At 39.1% G+C, this 26,769-nt stretch carries 24 protein-coding genes and 1 pseudogene; 10 read left to right on the forward strand and 15 right to left on the reverse strand.

What is annotated here, in order from left to right:
• The first annotated feature begins 10 nt into the window (after window positions 1-10).
• Window positions 11-1,072 (forward strand): 2Fe-2S iron-sulfur cluster-binding protein, encoded by a 1,062-nt coding sequence (locus tag AC1M84_RS01065; RefSeq protein WP_481588462.1) that lies wholly within the window; start codon window positions 11-13, stop codon window positions 1,070-1,072.
• Between the two features lie 56 nt (window positions 1,073-1,128).
• Here the strand turns inward: AC1M84_RS01065 and AC1M84_RS01070 are convergent, their stop codons facing one another.
• The gene (locus AC1M84_RS01070; RefSeq protein ID WP_481592901.1) at window positions 1,129-1,734 is read right to left on the reverse strand and encodes an OmpW/AlkL family protein; all 606 of its coding nucleotides are present in this window, start codon (window positions 1,732-1,734) and stop codon (window positions 1,129-1,131) included.
• Between the two features lie 267 nt (window positions 1,735-2,001).
• Entirely contained in the window at window positions 2,002-3,354 is a 1,353-nt protein-coding gene (locus AC1M84_RS01075) for an amidohydrolase (protein ID WP_481594234.1), read from the reverse strand.
• 206 nt (window positions 3,355-3,560) lie between these two features.
• On the opposite strand from AC1M84_RS01075, the gene AC1M84_RS01080 reads away from it, so the two are divergent.
• The gene (locus AC1M84_RS01080) at window positions 3,561-4,433 is read left to right on the forward strand and encodes a hypothetical protein (RefSeq protein ID WP_481594235.1); all 873 of its coding nucleotides are present in this window, start codon (window positions 3,561-3,563) and stop codon (window positions 4,431-4,433) included.
• Window positions 4,434-4,456: 23 nt separating this feature from the next.
• Here AC1M84_RS01080 and ruvB read toward each other — a convergent pair whose 3' ends face one another.
• The 3 genes from ruvB to AC1M84_RS01095 all read right to left on the reverse strand — a co-directional run bounded on the left by ruvB (window position 4,457) and on the right by AC1M84_RS01095 (window position 7,539).
• On the reverse strand, window positions 4,457-5,464 hold the full coding sequence (gene ruvB / locus AC1M84_RS01085; RefSeq protein WP_035265728.1) for a Holliday junction branch migration DNA helicase RuvB: 1,008 nt from the start codon (window positions 5,462-5,464) through the stop codon (window positions 4,457-4,459).
• Between the two features lie 11 nt (window positions 5,465-5,475).
• Window positions 5,476-6,078 (reverse strand): Holliday junction branch migration protein RuvA, encoded by a 603-nt coding sequence (gene ruvA, locus AC1M84_RS01090; protein ID WP_481594236.1) that lies wholly within the window; start codon window positions 6,076-6,078, stop codon window positions 5,476-5,478.
• Between the two features lie 120 nt (window positions 6,079-6,198).
• Window positions 6,199-7,539, reverse strand: coding sequence for a deoxyguanosinetriphosphate triphosphohydrolase (locus AC1M84_RS01095; RefSeq protein WP_481592904.1), 1,341 nt, complete (start codon window positions 7,537-7,539; stop codon window positions 6,199-6,201).
• A gap of 428 nt (window positions 7,540-7,967) precedes the next feature.
• Between AC1M84_RS01095 and sohB the strand changes: the two genes are divergently transcribed.
• Window positions 7,968-8,930, forward strand: coding sequence for a protease SohB (sohB, locus tag AC1M84_RS01100; RefSeq protein ID WP_481594237.1), 963 nt, complete (start codon window positions 7,968-7,970; stop codon window positions 8,928-8,930).
• A 52-nt stretch (window positions 8,931-8,982) separates the two neighbouring features.
• On the opposite strand, the gene AC1M84_RS01105 is transcribed toward sohB, so the two are convergent.
• Window positions 8,983-9,624 (reverse strand): DUF2238 domain-containing protein, encoded by a 642-nt coding sequence (locus AC1M84_RS01105; protein ID WP_481594238.1) that lies wholly within the window; start codon window positions 9,622-9,624, stop codon window positions 8,983-8,985.
• A 162-nt stretch (window positions 9,625-9,786) separates the two neighbouring features.
• Between AC1M84_RS01105 and AC1M84_RS01110 the strand changes: the two genes are divergently transcribed.
• Window positions 9,787-10,026, forward strand: coding sequence for a hypothetical protein (locus AC1M84_RS01110; protein WP_035265735.1), 240 nt, complete (start codon window positions 9,787-9,789; stop codon window positions 10,024-10,026).
• A 76-nt stretch (window positions 10,027-10,102) separates the two neighbouring features.
• Here AC1M84_RS01110 and purB read toward each other — a convergent pair whose 3' ends face one another.
• Genes purB through AC1M84_RS01130 form a run of 4 tightly spaced genes read right to left on the reverse strand, consistent with a single transcriptional unit; the run spans window position 10,103 to window position 13,916 of the window.
• Entirely contained in the window at window positions 10,103-11,491 is a 1,389-nt protein-coding gene (purB, locus tag AC1M84_RS01115; protein WP_481594239.1) for an adenylosuccinate lyase, read from the reverse strand.
• Window positions 11,492-11,546: 55 nt separating this feature from the next.
• Window positions 11,547-12,278 carry a high frequency lysogenization protein HflD gene (gene hflD / locus AC1M84_RS01120; RefSeq protein WP_092766084.1) on the reverse strand — a complete coding sequence of 244 codons (732 nt, stop codon included), beginning with the start codon at window positions 12,276-12,278 and terminating at the stop codon, window positions 11,547-11,549.
• Between the two features lie 14 nt (window positions 12,279-12,292).
• Window positions 12,293-13,426: a tRNA 2-thiouridine(34) synthase MnmA gene (mnmA, locus tag AC1M84_RS01125; RefSeq protein WP_481594240.1), complete on the reverse strand. Its 1,134-nt coding sequence runs from the start codon at window positions 13,424-13,426 to the stop codon at window positions 12,293-12,295.
• Window positions 13,427-13,430: 4 nt separating this feature from the next.
• Window positions 13,431-13,916, reverse strand: coding sequence for an NUDIX hydrolase (locus AC1M84_RS01130; RefSeq protein ID WP_481594241.1), 486 nt, complete (start codon window positions 13,914-13,916; stop codon window positions 13,431-13,433).
• 280 nt (window positions 13,917-14,196) lie between these two features.
• On the opposite strand from AC1M84_RS01130, the gene AC1M84_RS01135 reads away from it, so the two are divergent.
• Window positions 14,197-14,577 (forward strand): hypothetical protein, encoded by a 381-nt coding sequence (locus AC1M84_RS01135; protein ID WP_092766086.1) that lies wholly within the window; start codon window positions 14,197-14,199, stop codon window positions 14,575-14,577.
• Window positions 14,578-14,614: 37 nt separating this feature from the next.
• On the opposite strand, the gene AC1M84_RS01140 is transcribed toward AC1M84_RS01135, so the two are convergent.
• The 3 genes from AC1M84_RS01140 to AC1M84_RS01150 all read right to left on the reverse strand — a co-directional run bounded on the left by AC1M84_RS01140 (window position 14,615) and on the right by AC1M84_RS01150 (window position 16,897).
• Window positions 14,615-15,145, reverse strand: a complete 531-nt coding sequence (locus tag AC1M84_RS01140; protein WP_092766088.1) for a gamma carbonic anhydrase family protein — start codon at window positions 15,143-15,145, stop codon at window positions 14,615-14,617.
• Between the two features lie 85 nt (window positions 15,146-15,230).
• Complete coding sequence (dacC, locus tag AC1M84_RS01145) at window positions 15,231-16,379, reverse strand: D-alanyl-D-alanine carboxypeptidase PBP5/6 (RefSeq protein ID WP_035270478.1); 1,149 nt, start codon at window positions 16,377-16,379, stop codon at window positions 15,231-15,233.
• A gap of 119 nt (window positions 16,380-16,498) precedes the next feature.
• On the reverse strand, window positions 16,499-16,897 hold the full coding sequence (locus AC1M84_RS01150) for an MCR_0457 family protein (protein ID WP_092766090.1): 399 nt from the start codon (window positions 16,895-16,897) through the stop codon (window positions 16,499-16,501).
• A gap of 320 nt (window positions 16,898-17,217) precedes the next feature.
• On the opposite strand from AC1M84_RS01150, the pseudogene surE reads away from it, so the two are divergent.
• From surE to AC1M84_RS01165, 3 genes and pseudogenes are all read left to right on the forward strand, one after another.
• A pseudogene (surE, locus tag AC1M84_RS01155) lies at window positions 17,218-17,957 on the forward strand (5'/3'-nucleotidase SurE).
• A 128-nt stretch (window positions 17,958-18,085) separates the two neighbouring features.
• Complete coding sequence (locus tag AC1M84_RS01160; RefSeq protein ID WP_481594242.1) at window positions 18,086-18,925, forward strand: peptidoglycan DD-metalloendopeptidase family protein; 840 nt, start codon at window positions 18,086-18,088, stop codon at window positions 18,923-18,925.
• Between the two features lie 103 nt (window positions 18,926-19,028).
• A complete protein-coding gene (locus tag AC1M84_RS01165) occupies window positions 19,029-19,961 on the forward strand; it encodes a LysR family transcriptional regulator (protein WP_179998372.1) in 933 nt (310 codons plus the stop codon).
• Window positions 19,962-20,014: 53 nt separating this feature from the next.
• Here the strand turns inward: AC1M84_RS01165 and AC1M84_RS01170 are convergent, their stop codons facing one another.
• The gene (locus AC1M84_RS01170; RefSeq protein ID WP_481594243.1) at window positions 20,015-21,226 is read right to left on the reverse strand and encodes an acetylornithine/succinylornithine family transaminase; all 1,212 of its coding nucleotides are present in this window, start codon (window positions 21,224-21,226) and stop codon (window positions 20,015-20,017) included.
• Window positions 21,227-21,387: 161 nt separating this feature from the next.
• Between AC1M84_RS01170 and grxD the strand changes: the two genes are divergently transcribed.
• On the forward strand, window positions 21,388-21,729 hold the full coding sequence (gene grxD, locus AC1M84_RS01175) for a Grx4 family monothiol glutaredoxin (protein WP_092766094.1): 342 nt from the start codon (window positions 21,388-21,390) through the stop codon (window positions 21,727-21,729).
• Window positions 21,730-21,786: 57 nt separating this feature from the next.
• Here grxD and AC1M84_RS01180 read toward each other — a convergent pair whose 3' ends face one another.
• Window positions 21,787-24,405: a Lon protease family protein gene (locus tag AC1M84_RS01180; RefSeq protein WP_481594244.1), complete on the reverse strand. Its 2,619-nt coding sequence runs from the start codon at window positions 24,403-24,405 to the stop codon at window positions 21,787-21,789.
• A gap of 183 nt (window positions 24,406-24,588) precedes the next feature.
• On the opposite strand from AC1M84_RS01180, the gene AC1M84_RS01185 reads away from it, so the two are divergent.
• The gene (locus AC1M84_RS01185; RefSeq protein ID WP_481594245.1) at window positions 24,589-26,766 is read left to right on the forward strand and encodes an AmpG family muropeptide MFS transporter; all 2,178 of its coding nucleotides are present in this window, start codon (window positions 24,589-24,591) and stop codon (window positions 26,764-26,766) included.
• Window positions 26,767-26,769: the final 3 nt, after the last annotated feature.

The raw sequence follows: 26,769 nt of genomic DNA on the forward strand, positions 1-26,769 counted from the left end.
GAGCGCTGAAATGAGTTATCAAGTCACGATTGAACCGATTGGAACCACCATTGAAGTCGAAGAAGATCAAACCATTTTGGATGCAGCATTACGTCAGGGTGTATGGCTTCCATTTGCCTGTGGTCATGGCACCTGCGGTACCTGTAAAGTGCAGGTGACAGATGGATATTATGATGTTGGTGAAGCTTCTCCATTTGCATTAATGGACATTGAGCGTGAAGAAAATAAAGTTCTCGCATGTTGCTGCAAACCAGAATCAGATATGGTCATTGAAGCTGATGTTGATGAGGATGAAGACTTCCTTGGTTATCTAGTCGAAGATTTTCAGGCTGAAGTGATTGAGATCAAAGATCTCTCACCGACAATTAAGGGCGTACGTCTAGCTTTAGACCGTCCAATGCAATTCCAAGCTGGGCAATATATCAATATACAATTCCCTGGAATTGAAGGTACACGCGCCTTTTCAATCGCCAATTCCCCAAGTGAGGAAGGTATTGTTGAATTACATATCCGCCAAGTACCGCGTGGCGCAGCGACTACTTATGTCCATGAATCATTAAAGACTGGCGACCAGCTAGAAATTTCCGGACCGTATGGACAATTCTTTGTACGCAAGTCTGATACGAAGGATGTGATTTTTATTGCAGGTGGTTCGGGCCTATCTAGCCCTCAATCAATGATTCAAGATTTATTAGAACAAGGTGATAACCGTACCATTTATTTATTCCAAGGTGCACGTGATGTTGCAGAACTGTATAACCGTGAAATATTTGAAGGTTGGGTAAAACAATATCCGAATTTCCGTTATATACCAGCCTTGAATGCCCCGAAGCCCGAAGACCAATGGGATGGATTTACCGGATTTGTACATGAAGCCGTAGCAGATTATTTTGAAAATAAATGTTCTGGTCATAAAGCTTATTTGTGCGGTCCACCACTCATGATTGATGCAGCGATTTCCACGTTAATGCAAAGTCGTCTGTTTGAACGAGATATTCATACAGAACGCTTTCTCAGTGCGGCCGATGGCGCATCGGATCAATCACGTTCAGCACTATTTAAACATATCTAAGTGCCTGATAGGTGAACATAAAAAACAGCCAAATGGCTGTTTTTTTATTGAATGATTTAAAAATGATAAGCCAGTGTAAGGCTGTAGAGACTTGGATCAATTTTGAGATTACCTGCATCCGCACTATTGATTTTCACAACGCTGTCTACTTTGACATAACGATAATCAAAACCTAGACTAATTTTATTATTGATGAAATATTCTAGGCCGGCGTTAAACGCGATGCCATGTGAATTGGACAGATCAACATCTGAACCATCTGTACTGTCAGTATCATAAAAATAGACATAGTTGTAACCGATGCCTAGATAAGGATTGATATTACCTTTAGGTTTGAAATGGTACTGGAGACTCAAGGTGGGTGGCAGATATTTGGTGCTGCCTAGTTTGACTCCATCACCATAAAAATTATGTTGTGGCGGGATACCAGCTAATAAATCTAGGCTGATGTTGTCACTGAGGAATAGCCCCATGGCTAGGGTTGGTCGATAACTTTCACCAATTGAGGTTTCAACACTGTTAAATAACAGGCCAGGATGTGTGTCTGCTTCAATCTGGGTAATACCAAAGCGCAGATACTTGCCATGCGAAAGTAAAGGTGAGGCAGAAATTGCGGTGCTTACCGTTAGGGCCAAACTGGTACAGAGTATTGTTTTTTTCATCAAATTTATTCCTTTAAATATAGTCAATTTCATTACTTTGAAATTGATTAGGAATATTGCAATAGTTGTACCATGTTTATTTTTTTAAAAAAATCAATAACTTGTTTTTTTTAGATTTATGGTTTTCATCATTTCATTTATTAGATAAAAAGTACGATTGAAATTTAATGAAATAATGAAATTTGCATTTCAATAAAATATGTATTTGAGAAGAGTCAAGAATTATCGTTCTAGACTCTCCTTAATTCAACTTACCATTAAAATGATTTAAACCTTATTGTGTGTTTTTATCCAGTCTTTTTGAACTTGTTGTGCAATATTCGGATAGTCCATCACAAAACGAATGTGGCTTTCAACGCCAGTTTTTAATGTCGCATCATCTACAATAAATTGAGGGTTATGATTGGGTGCAGCCTTACTCATCTCTTGATCTTGAGGTGTTGCACCAACGAAAATGAACAATGAAGGCATAAGTTGACCATAATAGGCAAAGTCTTCACTTGCACTCGCATTGTTCTCGAGCACATGTAATTTATCTTCGCCATGAACTTTCGCAAGTGAGGGCGCGATGAGTTGAGTTAGTGTTTTATCGTTCGTAGTGACGGGGGCATAAGCGGCAATTTCTACTTTGGCTTTTACGTCATTTGCATGAGCATTATGTTCGATGAGCTTTGGTAAATCCTTGAGAATATTCTGGCGGACTTCTTCATTATTTGATCGAATCGTGCCAACCATATTGACTTGCTCTGGTATCACATTTCCTACCGTTCCACCTTGGATACTGCCAATACTGATTGCCCCCATACCTTTGGTTAAATCTGCACGACGGCTGATCAAACTCTGCATATTACTAATCATTTGAGATGAAGCATAAATGGGATCACGTCCAAGCCATGGCATAGAACCATGAACTTGTTTTCCACTGACCTGAATGCGCAAATGATCTGCACTGTTTAAAATGGTGCCATCTTTATAAAAAATATGACCACTTGGCATACCCGCCATAACATGCATACCGAAGATCACTTCAGGCTTAGGATTTTTTAAAGCCCCATCTGCAATCATCTTACGTGAACCAATTTGATCGCCATGGCTAAAGTTATCAATATCTGCTCCACCTTCTTCAGCTGGTTGGAAGACAAACACAACAGTACCTGCAATTTTATCTTTATTTTCCGAAAGCACTTTTGCAGCGCCGAGTAACATTGCTGTGTGAGCATCATGTCCACAGGCATGCATCACTGGCGTTTCTTTACCTTGATAGATTGCCTTTGCCTTACTCGCAAAAGAAAGTCCTGTTTTTTCCTCAATCGGTAATGCATCCATATCTGCACGTAATGCCATCACTGGGCCAGGTTTTGCACCTTTAAGAATTCCGATTACACCTGTTTTGGCATAGCCTGTGCGGACTTCAATTCCATATTTTTTTAATTCTTTTTGAACCAGAGCCGAGGTTTTAAATTCCATATTGCCGAGTTCGGGATGTTGGTGAATGTGTTGTCTTAATTTGATGGTATGTTGTTCAACCGCGTTTACACCGTCATCAACCCAATCTGCAAAACTCAAGGTTGAACAAAGGGGTAAGATAGTACAAACAGAAAATAGCCTAAGTGAGATCATGAACTCAATGTCCTAAAAATCCAAAAGTTTTAGGAGCTTCTCATTCACTTCTGATGGTTGCAAAACTTAAGAGGTATATCAAAATACATGAAAAGTATAGTAACTATGAAGCTTTGATTATTAATGCTTTATCCATAGATTTAAAGTTGTTATTATTTGTAAATAATTCATTTTAAATAATTATTTTAATAGTTGTGGGGGAGCTAATGGGCGTTGAAGAAGAACTTAAGCATAATCAAGATGTCATGATTCAACTTCCGTGGACTGTGCCACAACAGCCTTTATATACTGCGAATATCCTAGTTGATCCTGAGACTCAGAAAATACCTTTGGATTTGAGTCATTCAACTGATACGACAGCAATTTGGTCTTTTATGATTGCAATGGCGATAGCTTTTATTCTAGGAATTTCAGCGACAATCATTGCAATTTGGTATGGTGTCAGAAGTTTTAAATTAACTGAAATGTCTTTTAATACAGTAGTACTAGAAATAAAAAGTTCACAACAAATTGCTTTTAATCTAAATCAAAAATTATTTGAGCAACAAAGAGAGTTAGGAAAACAAGAATTTCAGTACACTAAGCAACTTAAATGGGAAGATGAGATCATAAGTATTATATCGGATTGTCTTAACTCTTTAGCTAAGTATATTCAAAAAGTTATGATATTTAAGGATAATTTTGTTAATTTTCCTGTAGCTGATAAAAGTGATTATTCAACATTAGTTGGTTCAAAATTAAAAGAAATTTTAGACGTTACAGAAAATACTAATGCTTGTTTAACTAAACTAAATTTATATTTTAGTGTTGGGCATGAAAAAGAAAAAATAATTTCTCAACTTGGGAAACTTTTGATCATCTCAATAATGCATTTTAACAATCAATTAATAAAACAGACCGATACCAAAGACATTTATGTGAGTAAGTTTATTATTGAAGAGGGTTTAATAAGAAAAGTTAATAAGATATTAATAGATGCTAGAAAGTGGGATGAATCAAATGATTTATTATCCTTGACTGACATTGCAAATTTGGGTGATCAGTTGGCAGATGAGTTTAAAAAAATTCTCAATAAATAAGCAGCCTAAGCTGCTTTTATAAATCACTTCTCTTTCGGTTCAGGTGGTGTCATTCCAAACTGTAAATACGCCTGATTCGTCGCAATACGACCACGAGCAGTACGCATGACATAACCTTGTTGAATCAAGTAAGGCTCAATGACATCTTCCAGCGTGCCTGAATCTTCTGCCATAGCCGCTGCTAAAGCTTCAACACCTGCAGGACCACCATCAAAACGTTCTAACAGCATCGACAGGTAACGACGGTCGAGTGTATCTAAACCATCTTTATCCACATTCAACATATCAAGCGCACGTTGTGCCATTTCTTGTGTGACCTCACCTGTACCTTTCACTTGCGCATAGTCACGTACACGACGCAGTAAACGGTTTGCGATACGAGGCGTACCACGAGAACGACGAGCCACTTCCTTAGAACCAGCTTCTGTGATTGGAACATCCATCAGATTTGCAGAACGAGTAACGATATGGGTCAAATCTTCAACCGAATAGAACTCTAATCGTTGGACGATACCAAAACGATCTCGAAGCGGAGAGGTCAGTAAACCGGCACGAGTAGTCGCAGCGACTAAAGTGAATGGCGGTAAATCCAACTTAATTGAACGCGCAGCAGGGCCTTCACCAATCATAATATCCAGTTGGTAATCTTCCATCGCGGGATAAAGGATTTCCTCGATCACTGGAGAAAGACGGTGAATCTCATCAATAAATAAAACGTCACCTTCTTCTAAGTTAGTAAGCATTGCTGCCAAATCACCAGCGCGCTCTAACACAGGTCCAGAAGTTGATTTCAAATTACCACCCATTTCACGCGCGATAATATTGGCAAGTGTGGTTTTACCTAAACCCGGAGGACCAAAAATCAAGGTATGGTCTAAAGCTTCACCACGTCCACGAGCTGCACCAATGAAAATTTCCATCTGCTCACGCACAACAGGCTGACCAATATAATCATCTAATGATGTTGGTCGAATGGCACGATCAAAATGATCTTCTGGTTTTTCAGAACCACTGATAATACGGTCTTGCATAATATGAGATCTTATTTATTCATCGATTTTAAAGCAGCACGGATAATATCGGATGCCTCGGTGAAATCACCTTTGACGGCATTGACTAACTTTTGTGCTTCTAGTGGCTTGTAACCTAATGACTGTAAAGCAGCTTCAGCCTCAGCGACAGCAGAGTTACCCGTAAACTGAATTTGCGCTGTTGTAGAATTGGATGTGGATGGATGAGCTGCAAGAGCCTTAAAGCGATCTCGAAGTTCAATCATTAAACGCTCTGCGGTCTTTTTGCCTACACCCGGAACTTTGACTAAAGTGTTTACATCTTCATGTTCAACAGTATGAATAAGCATGTCTACGCTGAGTGTTGAGAGAATACCCAGTGCCATTTTTGGACCAACGCCGTTCACTTTAAGTAAAGTGCGGAAAATACTTTTTTCTTGTGCGTTGGAAAATCCATACAGTAATTGGGCATCTTCACGTACAGCCAAGTGCGTCCACAATGTGACTTTTTGTCCTTTCTGCAATTGGCAAAATGTTGAGAGAGGTGTATCAACCTCATAGCCAACACCATTTACATTCAATAAAACTGTTGGTGCTTCCAAAGCAAGCACTTCACCAATAAGACATCCAATCATTCAATTATTTCACTTATTTGTCGATGTTAAATTCACTATGTCAGCATAGTAGTGTTCATTGCTTCAGAACGCAAAATCAAAAAACACTTTATGCTCTTTTCCTGAACACTAATTTAAGGTTTATAAAAATCCAACTTTATTCCCTTGAAGTTCCTGTGCCAAATGATAAGCCTGATGATCTGAAAATTTTGAGATCACATCTAAGACTTGCATGATATTGTCATAGTGATCATCACTAAAACGAACACCTAAGCCTGAGATAATAGACAGTAAACGTCCTTCCTTAAAGTTATGAATTTTATTGGGTGTCGTAAGCGGAATAAATGCATCTAGTATGTGCTGTAAGCTTTGATGTGCAATGATTTCTAAACCAGATTTTTGAGGGTGCTCAAAGATTTTCTCCCGCGCTAAATTCTTTGCACAATCAATTCCTGCTTCGATATCGGGCGAGCAATATTGGAGCAAACTACCTTTAAGCTGTCCTGACAAAATTTCAAAATGATGTTTAGTAAAAGCGGAAGTGACTTCATCAACCAAGCGTTTCATCACACGACCACGCAATGCTGCAATCTTTTGTTGCCACGTGGTGTATGGCATTGCAAGTTCAGCAGGCGTGCCATAGTCACCGAGCAGATTTAAAAAAATAGGTTCGACTTGCTCATAGCTGAGCATGTTAAGAATAATGCCATCTTCTAAATCGATCAGGGCATAACAAATATCATCCGCAGCTTCGAGTAAATAGGTGAGTGGATGGCGACAGAAATGATATTCACCATATTGTATAAGACCTAATTGGTGACCAATTTGTTGCAAAATTTCTTTTTCAGATTGATAGCAACCAAACTTAGCTCGTTTACTGGCAGGCGTATTTCCCTGAGAGTCGATGGGTTTAGAAAGCCATGGGTACTTTAAGTAAGCTCCTAAGGTTGCGTAAGTGAGGCGCATTCCACCGTCATTAGGGTGATAGTCAATTTTCGTGAGTAGACGAAGACCTTGAGCATTGCCCTCAAACTGGCGAACATCGGCCTGCTGTTCAGGGGTTAAACTCGATAAAAAATCGCCGTGTGATGCATCATCAAACCATTCACGAATAGCGTACTCACCTGCATGACCAAAAGGAGGATTACCAATATCGTGTGCAAGACAAGCTGCTTGAATAATTGCACCGACATCTGCAGGAGAGATCCACATAGGTAACTCATCACGAATTTTTTCAGCTGCCAGCATTCCCAAAGAGCGTCCGATGCAAGAAACTTCAAGGGAATGTGTTAGACGCGTATGAATGCCATCATGTTGAGTCAGGGGGTGAACTTGAGTTTTACGGTTAAGTTGCCTAAAACTCTGAGAAAAAATAATACGATCGTAATCTTTATGGAAGGGGCTACGTGCTTGTTCTGTATTTTGTTTTGAACTACCAAATCGAACTGTTGATAACAGTTCCAGCCAACGCATTTGAGTCATTTATCATTATTCATCATTAATGTATGGAACCATCATGCCAAAAAAATAGTGAAAAATATATGCTGACACGACATAATTTGGCGCATTGAAAATGCATTTCAGAAAAGTTTAAGAAGTAAAATAATAAGTATTAAGGTATTGATTTTAAGAATTATTATCCTAATATAATTCAATTTCTTCACTCTCAAATCATATAAGAGTCTCTAATTGATTTTAAAGATAGATATCAATCATGAGATGATGCGTGGATGCTCATCGGTTCGATAATTTTTTATCGAGATAGTATGCATAATGTATCTACTTTTTATGCCGATTGTTGATCAAATTGATCCTACGATTGGCATAACATTTCAATAAAGCTATTGAAATTTGTCTATTTTGACCTCATGTTATCCTCATAAAGATGAATTATAGAGATGTGAATTTATATGTTATTTCATTTGCCGAAACTTCCTGCCGAAATTCGAGTCACTCACTTAAATGCGCGTATTAATGAACAACGAAAAAAAATTGCGCAAAGTACAGCATCTAAACTTGAACTTCTGCAGTTGTCTCAGCAGTTTTCAAAAGAAGCACGCACGCGTAAAAAGAATAATCAGAAAGTATATGTAATTGATTTTAAAGGTGACATGGCAGCTTCAGCTGTAGAGAATCTTCGTGAAGAAATTACTTTGATTTTGGCGACTGCTAAAGCAGGGAGTGATCGTGTCGTAGTTCGTTTGGAAAGTCCAGGTGGGATGGTACATGGTTATGGACTTGCGGCTGCTCAACTGGTGCGTCTGCGCGATGCTGGTTTTCATCTAACCATTTGTGTTGATAAAGTCGCAGCAAGTGGTGGATACATGATGGCATGTATCGGTAACGAAATTATTTCTGCTCCATTTGCAGTGATTGGTTCAATTGGCGTTGTTGCTCAAGTGCCTAATTTTAATCGTTTACTCAAAGAACATAATGTTGATTTTGAGCTTTATACTGCGGGTCAATATAAACGTACCGTGACCATGTTTGGCGAAAATACGGAAGAGGGTAAAGCAAAGTTTGAAGAAGAGTTGCAACAAACGCATGCATTGTTCAAGCATTTTGTTGAAAAATATCGTCCACAGTTAAATGTTGAAAAAGTAGCAACAGGTGAACATTGGTACGGTCAAGATTCATTAGATTTGAATTTGGTTGATAAGCTTCAAACCTCGGATGAGTATTTATTAAGTTTATTGACAGTGCATGATGTTTACTTAATTCAAACTCGCCGTAAACCTACCTTAGGTGAGAAATTAGGACTGCAAGCGGCACAAATGGCGGACAGTTTGATTCCTGCTGTGATGAATAAAGTTATGGACACTTTAGTCAAAACTAATGCGAACTTAGTGCAACTACGTGATCCTAAACTTTAAATTTGATGAAATAAAAAAAGCCAATCTAATGATTGGTTTTTTTTATCATTTATCATTTGTATGGTCGAGAGTCTAATTTTCGATATAACATCACTATTCCTGTGATCATGGACCCAAGTGTTGCGAACAGCATATCTTTATGGGCATCCCAAATATCACCTTGTTGACCATTATAATTTTCTGCTGCCTCAGGGGAAAGATTAATCGCAATCGACCATTCAATCCATTCGTAAATGAGACTGGTGGCCATGACAAACTGAACCACAATAAGAAAAAGTACTCGTTCAGATAATTGTGGTAAATAGAATTGAATGATCCTATGGAAAAAAGGATAGAGAAGTAGACCATAGGTAAAATGGACCAAGCGATCATACATATTTCGCTCCCAACCCATCTGTGCATTTAAATCTATGCCGAAGTTGTGCATCAACCATTCATTATAGGGAACATAAGAATATAAATAGTGTGCCCCAAGAATATGAATGATCAGAAATCCAAAATAGAGAGAAAATGCGATAAAACTCAAACCAACTTTCTTTTGTATATAGATCAAAAACACCAGCATTAAAGCTGTGCCAAGTTGATGTAAGCTATAAGAAGCATATTCAAGAGGCTTTATACTTGCCAAGATCAGCACCATTATGAAAGTGAAGAATACGAGGTGGTGTTTAGAAGTAAATTTTTTGTAGTGCATTTTGTTATATGTTGATTTGATTAATTTCTTCATATGATTGTAATGGATCAATCCTGAGAATAAGCTGCAGATCGCATTATTTTTATAAATAGTTGTTTATATCAATAGCTCATTGCAATCATGGATGATCAGTTAGAATATGATTTATTTTGAGTTTTTATTATGACGGTTTCAGCTGCTTTTCTTGCACAGCAAAATGCATATTTTCATTATGAGTTTGAAGAGCTTACTCTGAATGACTTTCCTGAAGAGATCTCAGTATCACTCCGAGGAATGATGTTTAGGCATGACATTCAATATGCTCAAGTGACTCATTATATTTATTATAGCGATGTTTTAACTGGTGATGAATTAGAAAAGCTCAGAACTGACTTTATACGTTACTGCCCTGATGAAGCATGATTTTTTATCGAAACATTTGATGAGTCTCATACAAAAAAAAGCGAAGCCTAAGCTTCGCTTTTTTATTCAATACTATTTAGATTTTAGCAATCAAATCTTTAATTTGTTTCGCTTGCTCAGCAGCATTACCTGTATAAGATGCAGGTGTCATTTCAGCAAGACGCGCACGATCTGCTGCAGGAACAGCTTCTAATTCGTTACTATTTACAAAATTCACCATCATTTCGCGAGTCATTGCTTGACCACGAGTAAGGGCTTTCAGTTTTTCGTATGGTTTTTCAACGTTATAACGACGCATTACTGTTTGAATTGGTTCAGCAAGAACTTCTTGAGCGTTGTCTAAGTCTTCAAGAATACGGTCGGCATTCAATTCAAGTTTGCCCACACCTTTCAAGCAAGCTTCAAATGCGATCAAGCTTTGTGCAAAACCAACGCCCATGTTACGAAGAACAGTAGAGTCAGTTAAGTCACGCTGCCAGCGAGAAATTGGAAGCTTTTCACCAAGGTGAGCAAGGACTGCATTAGCAATACCCAAGTTACCTTCAGAGTTTTCAAAGTCGATTGGGTTCACTTTGTGTGGCATTGTTGAAGAACCAACTTCGCCTTCTTTTAATTTTTGTTTGAAGAAACCAAGAGAGATATAACCCCAAACATCACGGTTGAAATCGATGAGGATTGTGTTGAAACGACGAAGCGCATCAAACAATTCAGCCATATAGTCGTGCGGCTCAATTTGAGTTGTATATGGGTTAAACGTGAGACCTAAAGATTCAACAAATGCTTGCGAGTGAGCAGGCCAGTTAATTTCAGGGTAAGCAGACAGGTGAGCATTATAGTTACCTACCGCACCATTGATTTTACCTAGAAGCTCAACATTATTGAATTGTTTGATTTGGCGTGCAAGACGGTATGCCACGTTCGCCATTTCTTTACCCAATGTTGTTGGGCTTGCAGTTTGACCATGTGTACGAGACAACATTGGTTGATCAGCGTGTTTTTCTGCAAGTGCAACAATTGAGTCCACGATTTGTTGCATAGACGTAGCTAGTACTTCACGACCGCTTTTTAGCATGAGTGCATGAGACAAGTTGTTGATGTCTTCAGATGTACAAGCAAAGTGAATGAATTCACCCGCATTTTTAAGTTCATCAATGTTTGCAATTTTCTCTTTTAAGAAATATTCAACCGCTTTTACATCGTGGTTGGTTGTGCGTTCGATTTCTTTGATACGGTTAGCATCGTCTTCAGAGAAATTTGCAACGATTGCATCTAAAGCTGCATTTGTTTCGTTAGAAAAAGCTGGCACTTCAGTAATTTCTGGGCGATTTGCAAGTGCTTGTAACCAGCGCACTTCAACAGTCACACGAGCATGGATTAAACCAAACTCAGAGAGGAAAGGGCGCAAAGCATCACATTTGCTTGCATAGCGACCATCTAATGGAGAAAGTGCGGTTAAAGCGTTCATAGCAATTCCTTAAACTTTGGAATGAAACGTAAAACAGAACTCGATATACATCAGGTTAAACCACCTGAAACTGTAAACGAGCGAGATCTTGAATATCTTTCAGTAACTTGCGTTTGGTGAAGATCATGCTCCATGAACTTCCACCTGACTGACGCCATAAATGCGCCATCTGTAAACCTGTAAACAATGAAGCACGAATACGATTGGTGTGCGAAGAATCCTTAAAAGCTTCTGCATTGCCTTTCACCATAATGCGAGGATTAATCTGTCCTGCAGTTTCGACATAGGTTTGAGCAAGGTTTGCAAGAATACTTGGATGTAGATAATTATGATCAAAAAAGGAGAGTTGTTTTAGTATTTTTTCTTGTGATTTTTCAATAATTTCAACGAATTTTGGGTTGCTATATACTTTCTTTTCTAAATGTAATAATGCCATTGCATAGGACATTGGAAGTTTTGCATTGGCAAATTTAGGTATTCTTGATTTTGGTGCAGTATTGAATGGTTGGGTGATGCTACTTTCTAATGTTTTTAATCCCAGAGAAATATCTGCAAGCTGGTTAAAAAAATCTAAGGTTTGACAATTCTTATTGGAAGTAGGGCGAATATTTAAACTCGCCTTAATTAATTGTTCTAAATAGAAGTTACCGTTTTCGCCAATATTTTGTCGACCTGCAATGGCTGTCATATGTGTCAGCTGAGTCGATTGAAATACTGCTGCCAAAGCCAAAGCTCTGTTTTGACGATCATTCAGAGTCTGAAGCTGCTGGAACGGTAACTCTGTCATGCCTGAAAATTCCTTTAAATAAAATCAGGTTTAGGCGCATTAGTATGATGAATCACACCGCCACCTAAACAAACTTCATCCGCGTAAAACACAACGCTTTGTCCTGGCGTAACAGCACGTTGAGGTTCATCAAATTCTACACGTACACCTTGCGGTGCATTTGGGTCTTTAAATAAGACACATGCTTGATCAGGTTGGCGATAGCGAGTTTTCGCTGTGCAACGGAAACCATTTTCTGGAATCTCTTGCTCACCTGCAACCCAATCAATCGCTTCAGACCATAACATGGTACTTTGCATGAGGGGATGCTCATGACCTTGGCCAACAACTAAACGATTGCCTTCGATATCTTTGTGTAATACGAACCAAGCACCTTCTTCAGCGCCTTTCATTCCACCGATACCAATACCACCACGTTGACCGAGCGTATAGTACATTAAGCCGTGATGATCACCAACCTCTTTACCATCTTCAAGGACAATTTTACCCGGTTGAGCAGGTAAATATTGCTTCAAGAAGTCATTAAATCGGCGTTCACCAATAAAACAGATACCTGTAGAGTCTTTTTTCTTCGCTGTTACAAGACCTAAATCTTCAGCAATTTTACGAACTTGAGGCTTTTCAATTTCACCGACAGGGAACAAGGTTTTGTTAATTTCACGACCATGAACGGCATGTAGGAAATAAGTTTGGTCTTTGTTGTTATCCACGCCACGGAGTAAAGGCGCATATTGCTCACCTTTAGAGTTGGTCATGGTTTCACCGCGACGAGCATAGTGTCCTGTCGCGATGAAGTCAGCACCTAATTTCATGGCATGATCGAGGAATGCACGGAACTTTATTTCTTTATTACATAAAATATCTGGGTTTGGGGTGCGCCCCGCAGCATATTCAGCCAAGAAGTGCTCAAATACACGATCCCAATATTCCATTGCGAAGTTGGCTGTATGTAATTTGATACCGATACGATCACATACGGCTTGCGCATCTGCAAGATCATCCATAGCCGTGCAGTATTCTGTGCCGTCATCTTCTTCCCAGTTTTTCATGAAAAGACCTTCAACTTGATATCCTTGTTGAAGTAATAAAGCCGCAGAGACAGATGAGTCTACACCACCTGACATACCGACGATGACACGTTGTTGCATAGGATTAGGCATCCAAATTTGAAATTAAGGGAGAGTTTTGGTGCTCATAAACGAGCGATAAAGGAAATTTTTGTCCTGATTGGGCATCTTGAATGGCTTTGATGACCAATGGGCTACGCGCGCGTGCCGTTTCTAACAGCTCATCTAGGTTCATCCAAACAGCACCTACGATACCTGTATCTAATGTTGCATTGGCAAAATACTGTGTTGATTTTGCTAAAAAACAGAAGCGGTAATAGGTACGATCTGGAAACATAGGTGGGGTATAGGTGTATATACCCAATAAATCTGTGACTTCAACTTGGTGACCTGTTTCTTCCATGGTTTCACGAACCGCGGCTTGAATAAGGGTTTCACCAGCTTCTACATGACCTGCAGGTTGATTAAAAACGGTGTGCATGACACCTTCTGTTTGTTCTTCTACAAACAGATATTTACCATCTTTTTCAACCACTGTTGCAACAGTGACGTGAGCAGTCCAAGCGGTCATAAAAAAGCACCAGATGAAGGGAAGGCATATTGTATAAAATTTTGAGGTGTGTGGCTATGATGGGAGGGGATTTCTTTGAAGGCGTTCTATCTTAAGTTTAACTAAGAAGTTCTTTGGATCAATAATTTAATAAAGGGCGTGGAACATGAAGAATCAACAAAAAAGCCCAATTTAAGTAAATTGGACTTTTGAATGTAATTTAAGATTATGATTTATATAAAATAAAAAAGATAATTTCGCATAAGGTGTATTATGTTAATTTTAGGAAAACTTAATCGAAGTGAAATATATAGCTCAAATCATAGAATTTAATGAGGATCTCGAATTCATTCTAAAAATTAAGGTTCGTAATGAAATTCTAGAGGTATTTAGTTCTTCAATACCCTCATGTATTGATCTCAAAAAAAATTACCTTATAGATTTAGAAGCTACTATTTTTGATAATTACCTTATTGAGAAAATACATTATCCCCATCAAATTAAGCAAATAGATAATAGTCTAAGATATGAAATTATTGGATATTTAAAAGAAGGGAAGATAGATGTTAATGGCTTAATTTTTGAAGATGATATTTTAAATAGAGATTTTTTTTACTTAGATAACAATACAGTAAAATGGACTATCGATAGAATTAATGCTGACTTTGATGACAGAGATTGATTCCATTTAACATAATGGCTGTTATGCGAATTCAAAATTATTTATAATTCCCCGAAACCTTTACATAATTCTGCGCTGAATACGGCAGAAACGCTTTTTCTTTATCAGTCAGTGGACGCACTTTTTTCACTGGGCTACCCACATACAAATAACCACTTTCTAATACTTTGTTGGGTGGAACAAGCGAACCCGCACCTATCATCACATCATCTTCAACAACAACATCATCCAAAATAATCGTTCCAATACCGACTAAAACACGATTACCAATAGTACAACCATGTAATTTCACATGATGACCCACAGTAACGTCCTCACCAATAATGAGCGGTGAACCTTCAGGTTTATCAGCTTTCTTATGACTGACATGCAACATGGAATGATCTTGGATATTGGAATTTTTACCAATCCGAATAAAATTAACATCACCGCGGATCACAGCATAAGGCCAGACTGAAACATTCTCAGCCAAGAAAACATCACCAATCACTAACGCAGTTGGATCAATATAATTTGTTGTATCAAATTGTGGGTAAGTCTCTAAGTATTTGCGGATATTTTCAGTCATAAAAAATTGCCTGTTTTTACTCATTATAAACAAAAAAGCACCCAAAAGAATTTGAGTGCCTTTATATCTTTAGTCAAGCTGCGACTTAAAACAAATTACTAAAGAACTGTTTGATATGATCAATCATACGTGAGAAGAAACCAGCTTCTTCAACCGCTTGTAAAGCAACAAGCGGCTTCTCCGCAATAACTTTGCCGTCAAGTGTCGCTGTTAATTTACCTACAACTTGCCCTTGTTGAAGAGGGGCATTTAAGTTCGGTTGAACCGCGATTTGAGTTTGAATGGCATTTGCTTGACCTTTTGGCATAGTCACGTTGAAGTTTTCAGCAAGACCCACACTCACTTGATTAGATTGACCAAACCAAACTTTAGAAGTGGTCAACTCTTTGTGAGCGGGTTGAACACTGACAGTTTCAAAGTTTGCATAACCCCAAGATAACAAATCACGTGTTTGCGTTGCACGTGCTTGCATTGATGGAGCACCAAAAATCACTGAAATTAAACGCATCGGGCCACGTTTAGCTGAAGTCGTTAAACAATAACCAGCTTCAGAAGTATGACCTGTTTTAAGACCATCTACACTCGGATCTGTATATAGCAACGCGTTACGGTTACCTTGCTTGATCCCATTAAAAGTAAACTCTTTTTCAGAGTAAATAGGATAGTACTTTGAACTGTCATGAATGATGTGCTTCGCAAGGGTAGCCATATCTTTCGCTGTAGAATAATGACCTTCAGCAGGCATACCTGTTGAGTTCATAAAGTTCGTGTTGGTCATGCCAATACGCTTTGCTTCTTGGTTCATGCTGTGTACAAATGTACCTTCATTCCCAGAAATATGCTCAGCCATCGCCTTAGATGCGTCATTACCAGATTGAATGATAATCCCACGTAACATTTCTAATACGGTTGCTGTGCCGTTGAGAGGTACATACATACAAGATTCTGTACTACTACCACGACACCAAGCAGACTCGTTCATACGAACTTTTTCATCTTCCGTGAGTTCACCGTTCAACAACTTTTGTTCAATAATGAAACTGGTCATCATTTTGGTCATTGAAGCAGGCGCAAGTTTTTCATTTTCATTTTTACTTGCGAGAATTTGACCTGTTTCATAATCCATCAAAACGTAAGACTTGTTATTGAGTTCTGGTGGTGAAGATAAAACAGTTGCTGCATAAGTAAATGAAGGTAATAGTAATAATGCAGCAATGGCGCTTTTTCGGGTCATTCTATGTAGTTCCAATCTTGTATGAACGCAAAAATCAGCTTTGCATTCTAGGACAAAGCAAAGCCGACTTCTAGCAGTGGAGTCGGCTTATTTCAATCGAATTGTAACTATTTCGTGCTCTATTTAACTGAAGACTGATATTTTTTTATATCCTCGCACACTTGTTGATTTGCTTTATCTCCAGCGTTTTTCGCATCTTGTCTCGCTTGAGCTAATGCTTGCTGATAATCCTGTTGTTTAATTAGATTGTTCAGCGTGGTTTGAGGTGAATTTTCGTTAGGTAAATAGTCTTTTAATAGCTTTTGATAGCCTGCTTTAAACGCCGCATCTTCTTCCACTAAACTTGGGCATGATTCTGAAAAGACATAGATTGCAGCGAGTTCATCTTTAGTCACTTTTTGTTGAGTAACTTCGATATTTTCTTTTAAGTCTTGAGCATTGGCGAAAGTGAAACTTGAAAATAACATTGAGCTGCTGATAAATGCGGTTGAAATCAATTGTAAAAAACGGTTTTGCATAAATGACTCAAAAATTAGTAAGTTAGTTATAAGAATAGAATAATCTTTTTTCGTGTTTAAAAAATAGAGAAAGTGTATTAATGCTGTTGGAACTCAGAAAGTAAAGAAGAAAAGTTCAGGTATGAACAGGGGGATGACTACATGCTGAGTTTTCAAGATTAAAGGGTAAGCAGATTTTCAAGATTAAAGGCGTTTAAAACCTCAACATCTATGCGTGTGCTCATTGTTGTGTTGGGGGATTTTGATTAGGCTATCGAACAGATGGGTTTACATGAATTGAGTGAATTGTTTTGAATATTTTGATTGCCAACGATGACGGTGTGTTCGCACCAGGAATACAAGCATTAGCACAAGCATTAAAACCTTTGGGTCGAGTCGTAGTGGTTGCTCCAGAAAGTGAGCGGAGTGGTTTTTCAAGTGCATTAACGCTTGATCGTCCATTGCACCCGTGCAAATTTCAGAAGATGTATGGGCAATTAATGGCACACCAGCGGACTGTGTTTATCTGTCCATGAATGGTCTATTTGATTTTGAATTTGATCTAGTTGTAAGCGGGATCAACAGTGGTGCGAATTTAGGCGATGATGTGTTGTATTCAGGTACAGTTGGGGCCGCGTTTGAAGGCCGACTCATGAAACAACCTGCAATCGCAGTTTCATTGGCTGGTCCAAATGTTCGTTCGTATCAAGATGCTCAAGATTATGCACAAGCTGCAAATTGGGTATATGAATTTATTAAAAATGGTTTGCCTGAGTTACCACCGCGTCATATTTTCAATATTAATATTCCGGATACGGCTGAAATAAAAGGGACATTAGTGACTTATCAAGGAAGAAGAAAACAAACGAAACCGATTACCACACAAGTTGACCCGAGAGGCCGTCAAGTTGTTTGGATTGGTTTGGCTGGAGAGGCCGTAACAGATCCCGAAAAAAGCCAACTTGGTTATCAGTCAGACTTTTATGCCATTGCAAATGGATATGTCAGTGTGACACCGATCCAAATGGATGCTACCAATTATCAGGTGTTGGCTTCACTTGAATCTCAACTAGGGCTTTAATTGAACGACCACAGGTAGGATGTGTTATAACTTTGTGAAAAATATATTTGAAACGGTGAATTTAGCATTAATTTTGCTACTCTTAAGCCGAATTCAGTCTTTTTAATCTTTTGTCAGAGAGGGAAATCATGCTTTTGGCCAGACCCAAAACAGTTTTGAAGTTGTCTAAACCATCTATTCACTCAGCATTGATCGCGGTTGCTGTCGCTTCTTTTCTTGGTTTGTCGGGCTGTGCATCGAAACCCCAAATCCACAATTCTGCTCGTTATGCGGTTGCTCCTGACTTCTATACAGTTCGTTCTGGCGACACTTTAAGTAAAATTGCGGCACGTTATGGATTGAGCTATTTGAGCATTGCGGAGATGAATGATATTGCACCGCCTTATCGCATCTATGTAAATCAATCTTTAAGATTAAAACCCTCTGGCAATCGACAAGTGACACGTTCGACCACGCGTCCTTTGACAGCGACTGAAACTCAGATTCAACGTCAAACCATTCAGTTACCAACAAAACCAGCTGTGGTTACGCCACCACCACAAACCACACCAGTACCAGCGGTAACTGCTGCAGTACCGACGACTTCGACTAAAGCAATTTCATTACGCTGGGTGAAACCATCGAATGGTCCAGTCATTGAAAACTTCAATGTGGCAAGTAATGTCAAGGGATTACGTTTTGGTGGCAATGTTGGTGATCCAATTTTTGCAGCAGCTGATGGTCAAGTGGTTTACGCAGCTGATGGTTTAAAAGAATATGGTAATTTGGTGCTCATTAAACATATTGATGGTTATATCACTGCGTATGCGCACAATAACCGGATGTTAGTGAAGAGTGGGCAAAACGTAAGTGCGGGGCAACAAATTGCAGAAATGGGCTCGAGTGGTGCAACCCGTACGATGCTTGAGTTTCAAGTTCGTTTAGATGGTAAGCCAATCAATCCAGCAAATATTTTGCCAATCAACTGAAGATATTTAGTGCAATTTAACAATTTCTTCGTATAATACAATGAGTTGCTTTTGTTAATTTTTGTTAATTAGAGAAGCATCTCATAATTTCAGAGGGAAATTTATGTTAGATCAACTTCGCTCGATGGGCGTATTTGCATGTGTTGTTGAAAAAAGCTCTTTCAGTGGTGCTGCTCGAGATTTAGGCATTACGACGAGTGCAGTTAGTCAGCAAATTCGTTCACTAGAACAAGAAATGGAAGTAACACTTCTGCACCGTTCCACAAGAAAACTAAGTTTAACGGAAGCAGGGCAGGCCTTTTTTCATAGCTGTCAAGAAATGCTCGCTGCAGCAGAGCGCGGTAAAATTCGAATTAATGAGTTACGAGACGATTTAGTTGGTGATTTACGTATTGCAACAACGCCAGAACTCGGTGCAACCCATGTAGTTCCTGCGTTGTCGCATTGGATTTCGGCACATCGTGGTTTAACCGTTCACTTTGAAGTTGAAAATCAATTTGTCGATTTGATTCAAGAAAGAATCGATATTGCAGTGAGAATGTGTTCTCGCGTGGATGAGTCTAATCACTTATCTTGTCTGCCGCTTGCACGCGTGGATCAAGTCTTGGTGGCTTCACCAAGTTATTTGAATCAAAATGCAGTTATTTCAAGACCTGAAGATTTAGCACAGCATGATTTGATTCCAGTAAATATTGTAAAAAATCAGCAAATGATGACATTTGAACACAGTACATCGCGTGAATTGGTGAATGTGTCCATGGAAAATCGTTTACAGACAAACAATGTTTATGTCGCTAAATCACTGTGCCAAAATGGTCACGGCATTGCGCGATTATTATATCTGGATGTGCAAAAAGAATTAATGAATGGCACATTGGTTGAAGTTTTACCTGAATGGAAGTTACCTGCATACACTTTGAATGCAATGACATTAAAACGTGAACAACAACCAATGAAAATTCATCGCTGCCTAGATGCTTTAAAACAATATTTCAGCCAGTTGCCTGGTGGTCGAGTATTCCAAGAAGCATCTTAAGTGTTCTTCTTAATAAAAAAGCCGCAATATGCGGCTTTTTTATTGATCTTGGCTTAAGCCAAGAAGTTTTTAATCGCTGGAACTAAGCGTTTTAATAAATCATCAGCTTGTTCTTGATTCATATTCAACGCTGGCAACAAACGAACGACATTACCTGCGGTGACATTAATAATTAGATTGTGCTCTATGCGTGCAATATCCACCAACTCTGCGCATGGTTTTGGTAATTCAATACCAATCATCATACCAAAGCCGCGAACAATAACGTTTTGATCTGAAAGTTGTGTACGGAATTGATCAACTAAGTATTGGCCAATTGTTGCTGCATTTTCAACAATATTTTCTTTTTGCATCAAATCGATAATCGTGTAGACAATGCGCGAACCTAATGCAGTACCACTATAAGTTGATCCGTGGTTACCTGCAGTAAGAATACCTACACCTTTACCTTGAGTCATCACTGCACCAATTGGGAAACCATTACCCAAGCCTTTAGCTGTCGTCATGACATCAGGAATAATATTGGTATGTTGATACGCGAAATATTTTCCTGTACGACCGTTACCTGTTTGAACTTCATCTAGCATCATCAACCAATTATGTTGATTACAGATTTGACGAATTTCTTCAAGATAACTAAAACCTTGAGGGGCAGTATTTACACCACCTTCGCCTTGAATCGGTTCAACGAGAATCGCGACGATATCTGGATGGTTGATTGCTGCTTCTTCAATTGCCTCAATGTCGCCAAAAGGTACTCGGATAAAACCTTCAACGAGCGGGCCAAAACCTTCTTGTACTTTTTTATTGCCTGTCGCAGAAAGTGTTGCCATTGTACGACCATGGAAAGAATGATCAGCGACAATGATTTTCGGAAGAGCAATACCTTGCATATGACCATATTTACGCGCAATTTTAATTGCACCTTCATTTGATTCAGCACCACTATTCGAGAAGAAAATTTCTTCCATACCAGATACTTCAGCTAACTTTTGCGCAGCTGCAGTCTGCCAAGGTACTTCATAAATATTACTGGTGTGAATAAGCGTCGCCGCTTGTTCTGCAATTGCTTCTGCCAAAACTGGATGTGCATGACCTAGACCACATACTGCAATGCCAGTCAGCGCATCTAAATATTCTGTACCTTCAGCTGTATAAAGATACGAACCTCGGCCACGCACAAAGCTGATCGGTTGACGGCTGAATACAGGCATCAAATGAGATGGTTGATCAGTTTGAACTGGAGCGAGGGTGATATTGTTCATGTCTAACTCGTATTTGTTAGGTGGAAAATAAAAGTTTATCTAAGCAAAATCTGCTTAAGATTAAAAGCCTAATTGCAAATTAAACTGGAAAAATTTACCAATCCATACTCTTTACGGCGGTTTTAGGTATAATGCAGGCAGAATAGTTGAGGATTTAATCAATGACTGAACAAGTGCGTGATACAGAAGCGTTAATTCGTGATCAAATTGCAAAACATGCAGTTCTTCTTTATATGAAAGGCACACCACAGTTCCCACAATGTGGTTTCTCTGCACGTGCAGTTGAAGCATTGAGCCAAATTGGTCGCCCATTTGCTTATGTAAATATTCTTGAAAACCAAGACATTCGTGCGACTTTGCCACAAATTGCAAACTGGCCAACATTCCCACAATTATGGATCAATGGTGAGTTGATCGGTGGTAGTGATATTATGCTAGAAATGTTCCAAACAGGCGAATTAAAAACGCTCGTGGAGCAATATAGCCCAGCGCCTGAAGCTTAATTTGAGCGCAATAAAAAAAGCACCGGTGGGTGCTTTTTTTATTTTGAAAACTTCAAATTAGTTTGAAGTCTCATCAGCGAGTTGAGAAGGTTGTTCTTCAGCATTGATCGCTTTATCTTTTTTAGCTTTGTCTTTTTTCTTCTTTTTTTTCTTTTTCTTTGGCTCTTCTTCAATTTCAGCGCCATCTTCAATGGCTTGCCAATATTCTAGCTGCTCCATGACAGCAGCGTAAATTGATCCTTTGGTATAGCGACCTTTTTTATTTAATTCTCCGACAGGACGCGCCATGAGAATCTCAAGTGCTTGATCAATTGTGTTGATGGCATGAATATGGAATTGACCGGCCTCGACAGCATCAATCACATCTTGACGTAACATTAGATGCTGCATGTTTTGACGTGGAATAATGACACCTTGTTTGCCTGTTAAACCTTGAAGTTTACATGCATCAAAGAAACCTTCGATTTTGGCATTGACGCCACCAATCGGTTGTACTTGACCCAGTTGATTCATTGAACCCGTAATCGCCCATGACTGATCAATCGGCAGTTGGCTGATCGCAGAAATTAAAGCGGAGAGTTCTGCAACGGTTGCACTATCACCATCGACTTGACCATAACTTTGTTCAAAAGCCAAAGCGGCAGAGAAGTGCAAGGTTTGTTCACGTCCGAAATGTGCCTTTAAGAAAGACGACATTAATAGTACACCTTTAGCATGAAGTGAACCACCTAACTCCACGCTACGTTCGATATCTAAAATATCGCCGCCACCCTGATACACTGAAGCAGTCAAGCGTGATGGTAGGCCAAATTCGACATCGGCGTAGTGAATCACGGACAAAGCATTTATCTGACCGAGTCGATGACCACGCGTTTCGATAAGCTGTGTACCACGAGATAAATCTTGCCAGTACAACTCTCGTAAATAACCTAGACGATATTGGCGGTGTTTGAGCGCAGTGCCGATATGTTCTGCTGTCACCATAGTTGCATTAGATTTGGATGCATGGTGATGAGATTCATGAATCAGATCACCTAAAGTTAAGGCATGTAGTGACAACGAACTCTGATCCTCTGCTTGACGACTTGAGTCGGTCAGTAAAGCAGCCAAGGCAGAACGATCAAATGGAAGTAGTTTAGAGGATTGAACATAGTCTGCAATCAAATGCATATAAGCTTGTTCATTTTCGTCATTACGTTGTAATGTGTCGGTAAAATCAGCTCTGATTTTAAAGATACTTCCTAACTCAGGCTCCACCTCCAGAATCTCATAATAGATTTCTGGTTCAGCCATTAAAATGACTTTCAATTGTAATGGAATCGATGCGGGCTCAATTGAAATGCTGCCCGTCAGCGTTAGCATGTGCTCTAGAGATGAGAGTTTAATTTGACCAGACTTAATCGCTCGTTTGAGTCCTTGCCATGCATAAGGTTGTTCTAAAAGCTGCTCAGCCTCAAGCATTAAAAAACCACCATTGGCACGATGCAGTGCACCAGGTCGTATTAAAGTGAAATCAGTGCTGATAGTGCCATTTTGCGTTAATTGTTCAACATGGCCAAGTAAGTTGTAATGTGTGGGGAAATCTTCAAAGATGACTGGTGCCCCAGAATTTGGCTTGTTGCTAATGACTAAATTTGCTTGATAACGCGCAGGGACACGGTTAAATAATGCAGGTGAAAAATCAATTTCTTCCTGTTCTAGTACGGTCTCCACATTGTCGATAATATCTTGAGCATATAGTTTTAAATATTGTTCAAGATGTTTGATATCTGGAAATTTATTTAAAATATGTTCCATGCGGGGAATAATGACTTGTTTGGCAATGTCACGATTCAACTCAGACACCATATCTCGAGCTTCATCTTCGAGATCACCAATCTGTAAACCTAAACGCTCAAGCTTTTTATCCATATAACGAATATTGGACGCAATTTCAGAACGTTCTTTGCTACTCAGTGCATTGATGTCATCTTGAGACATCTCTTGAATTTTATTGTCTTTAAGATGAACAGGAATAAAGCAGTGTTCTTCATTACGACTGATCAACTTTAAATCAAGCTCTTCACCTTCTTTGGTAAGCTCAATCAAAGCTTGTTGTTGTTCATGACCTGTCGTTAAACGAATTTTTTCAATCCGATTGTGATACGTTTCAGCACTAAAACGACGTTCGAGCTGTTTGAAAATGGTTTGCCATGTTTGATGTAGCGTACTTTGAAACTTTGCGCCTTGTCCTGCAGGAAATTTAAGCGCAATTGGGTTGCGTGCATTTTTGAAGTTGTATACATAAACCCAATCATCCGGTGTAGGCATATCTTTGGCATGTTGTTGGAGTAAGCGCTTGATCATGGTGCGTTTACCCAACCCTGCAGTACCCACAGCAAAGATGTTATAGCCTGAGTATGGAAGGGCAATGCCTGCTTCTACAGATGCTTTAGCACGATCTTGTCCTAAAAAATTATTAAGAGGCTTGATACGTTTTGTAGACGCAGGAATATTGTCATAATTTGGAATATGCGTCAGTTGTTCTGGTTTGAGTGCTGTTGCATTCAAGGTGTTTTGCGTGGCTTCATGTTCAAATACGGATAGGAGCTTGTTTTGTGAGTTTTGTTCTAAGTTTGTGGATGTCGTGGTTAAAGCTACTGCGGTGGAACTAATTTGATCGTGTCTCTGGGTCACAGGTGAAATCCAAAACTATAATTTACATTTGATAGTTTAAGGTATACAGGTTTAGCCAAAAATATCAAGTTGAGATAGATCAAATTGATGAAATACTCGGTGAAGTTTGCGTAAATTATATTGAAACCAAGCGCATTACAGAGTTGAATAGCGAGAGTACTTTTCACTGAAAATAACAACGCAATGACATCACAATCTTCGTCACCAGAATCAGCTGGATGGACTTCGGCATTTAAAGCCTTTCTTGATCGACGCGCGATCATTATGCTTTTTTTGGGTTTCTCATCAGGTATCCCAATTTTTCTGATTTTTTCAACTCTATCTTTCTGGTTGAGTGAAGCCGGTATTCAGCGTAGTACCATTACCATGTTTTCATGGGCAGCCTTAGCTTATGCCTTCAAGTTCATTTGGGCACCTTTGATTGACCGATTACCATTGCCTTATTTAACAAGGAAATTGGGTAAACGACGAGGGTGGTTGTTGGTTTCACAGATTTTGGTCGCAATTGCTATTTGTTCAATGGCATTTACTGATCCGAGTATTCATGGAGGAAGTATAGGGCCATTTTCAAGTTTAACGTTCATGGCGATATCCGCAATCTTTCTCGGATTCTCATCAGCGACACAAGATATTATTGTGGATGCTTATCGTATTGAGTTGACACAAGATACGAGTGTTCAGACGGTTATGGCTTCGACTTATAACGCAGGTTATCGAATTGCGACCATCGTAACTCAGCTCGGTGCATTACTCTTCGCTGCATCACTTGGTACAGCCATGGGTAACTATATTTATGAGGCGTGGCAGTCCACCTATTTGCTCATGGCTGGATTGATGATGGTCGGGATTGTGACGACCTTAGTGATTCATGAACCACTAGTAAATCAAGAACCTCATCAATATCAAGCAAAGGATTATTTTCAGTTATTTATCGTCTTTGTGATTTCAACAGTAGTCTTCGTTTGTGGGTTTCTCCAATTTGGTGCTTGGATTTCACAGTTAAATATCGATGGTAATTTTCTGTCATTTATTGGGCAAGTTTTACGTTTCTTCGCGAGTGTGGCGTTGGCTGTGTTGGTCGTATTTGGATTAACCCGAGCAAAACTCATTGATGAAAAAATAGTCGTCGAGACATGGCTGTCACCGATTTTAGATTTCTTTAAACGTTATGGTTTGAAAGTTGCGTTAGCTATTTTATTACTCATTGGTTTTTATCGAATTTCAGATATTGTCGCTGGGGTGGTCGCCAATCTTTTTTATCTTGATTTGAATTTTGATAAAGAAGAAATCGCTTGGTTTAACAAGTTTTTCGCCATTTTTTTTGTAATTTTAGGTGGCTTCCTTGGAGGCTTATTAGCTCAGCGTTATAACATTATGAAAATGATGTTGGTGGGCGCTATTGTTGCCAGCACGACCAATCTCATCTTTGTGGGGCTCGTAAAATCTGGACCAACGATGAATCAAGTCTTGGTACAAATGGGAGGTCAACAGCATCAAGTGACTCCCGATGAAGTGGGGAACTGGTCTTTAAAGCTCCCTGCATCTAATTTTGCTGAACATCATAGTATTCAAGTGTTATCCACCCCTGATGGTTATGATAAAGCCCTGAATGTTGAAATCCCGCTTCAACGCTATTCGAGTCAAGATGATTCTCAGATTTTCATCCAAGCCATTGGAGGGGACGATATTCTCTACCAAGATGAGTTAAGCAAGGATGTCATTATTCGCGGTCAACTCTCGAACTTAAAAGCTGACAGCACACTACAAACACTGAATATTCATATTTCAAATCAGCAAGTGATACCTGCGAAGTTGGATCAAAATAATTGGAGCGTGGTTGTCCCGGGAGACAGTCTAAAAAACCACACTAAATTTACGGTGAAAGCGGTCGTGCAGCATGCAGGTCAGGCGCATGAATTAACCCAAGATCATATTTATAAAACAGTTTCAGCGATCCAACCGAAATCACGTATGACTTTATCTGATCTTCCAGCTGTTCAAGTTGATAGTGATCAAATAGTCGAACTTAAAGGTAAAGTGGTTGTCCCTTATAGTAAGGTGTGGCTGGTGATGGGCATTGTATTTGACAATCTCGCATCAGGACTTGCTGGTGCAGTATTTATTGCATTCCTATCGAGTTTGACTAGCGTTTCATTTACAGCAATGCAATATGCAATTTTTAGTTCATTGATGTTATTGCTTCCAAAGATGATTGGTGGCTATTCAGGTACAATAGTGACAAACTTCGGTTATTCATCATTCTTCTTTATGACTTTTTTAATGGGTTTACCTATTTTGTTACTTGTTATTTGGGTGGCGAAATTGTTAAATCAGTTGAAAAGTACATCTTTCAATCAATAGGTA

Source organism: Acinetobacter sp. 24-47-66, assembly GCF_056779755.1.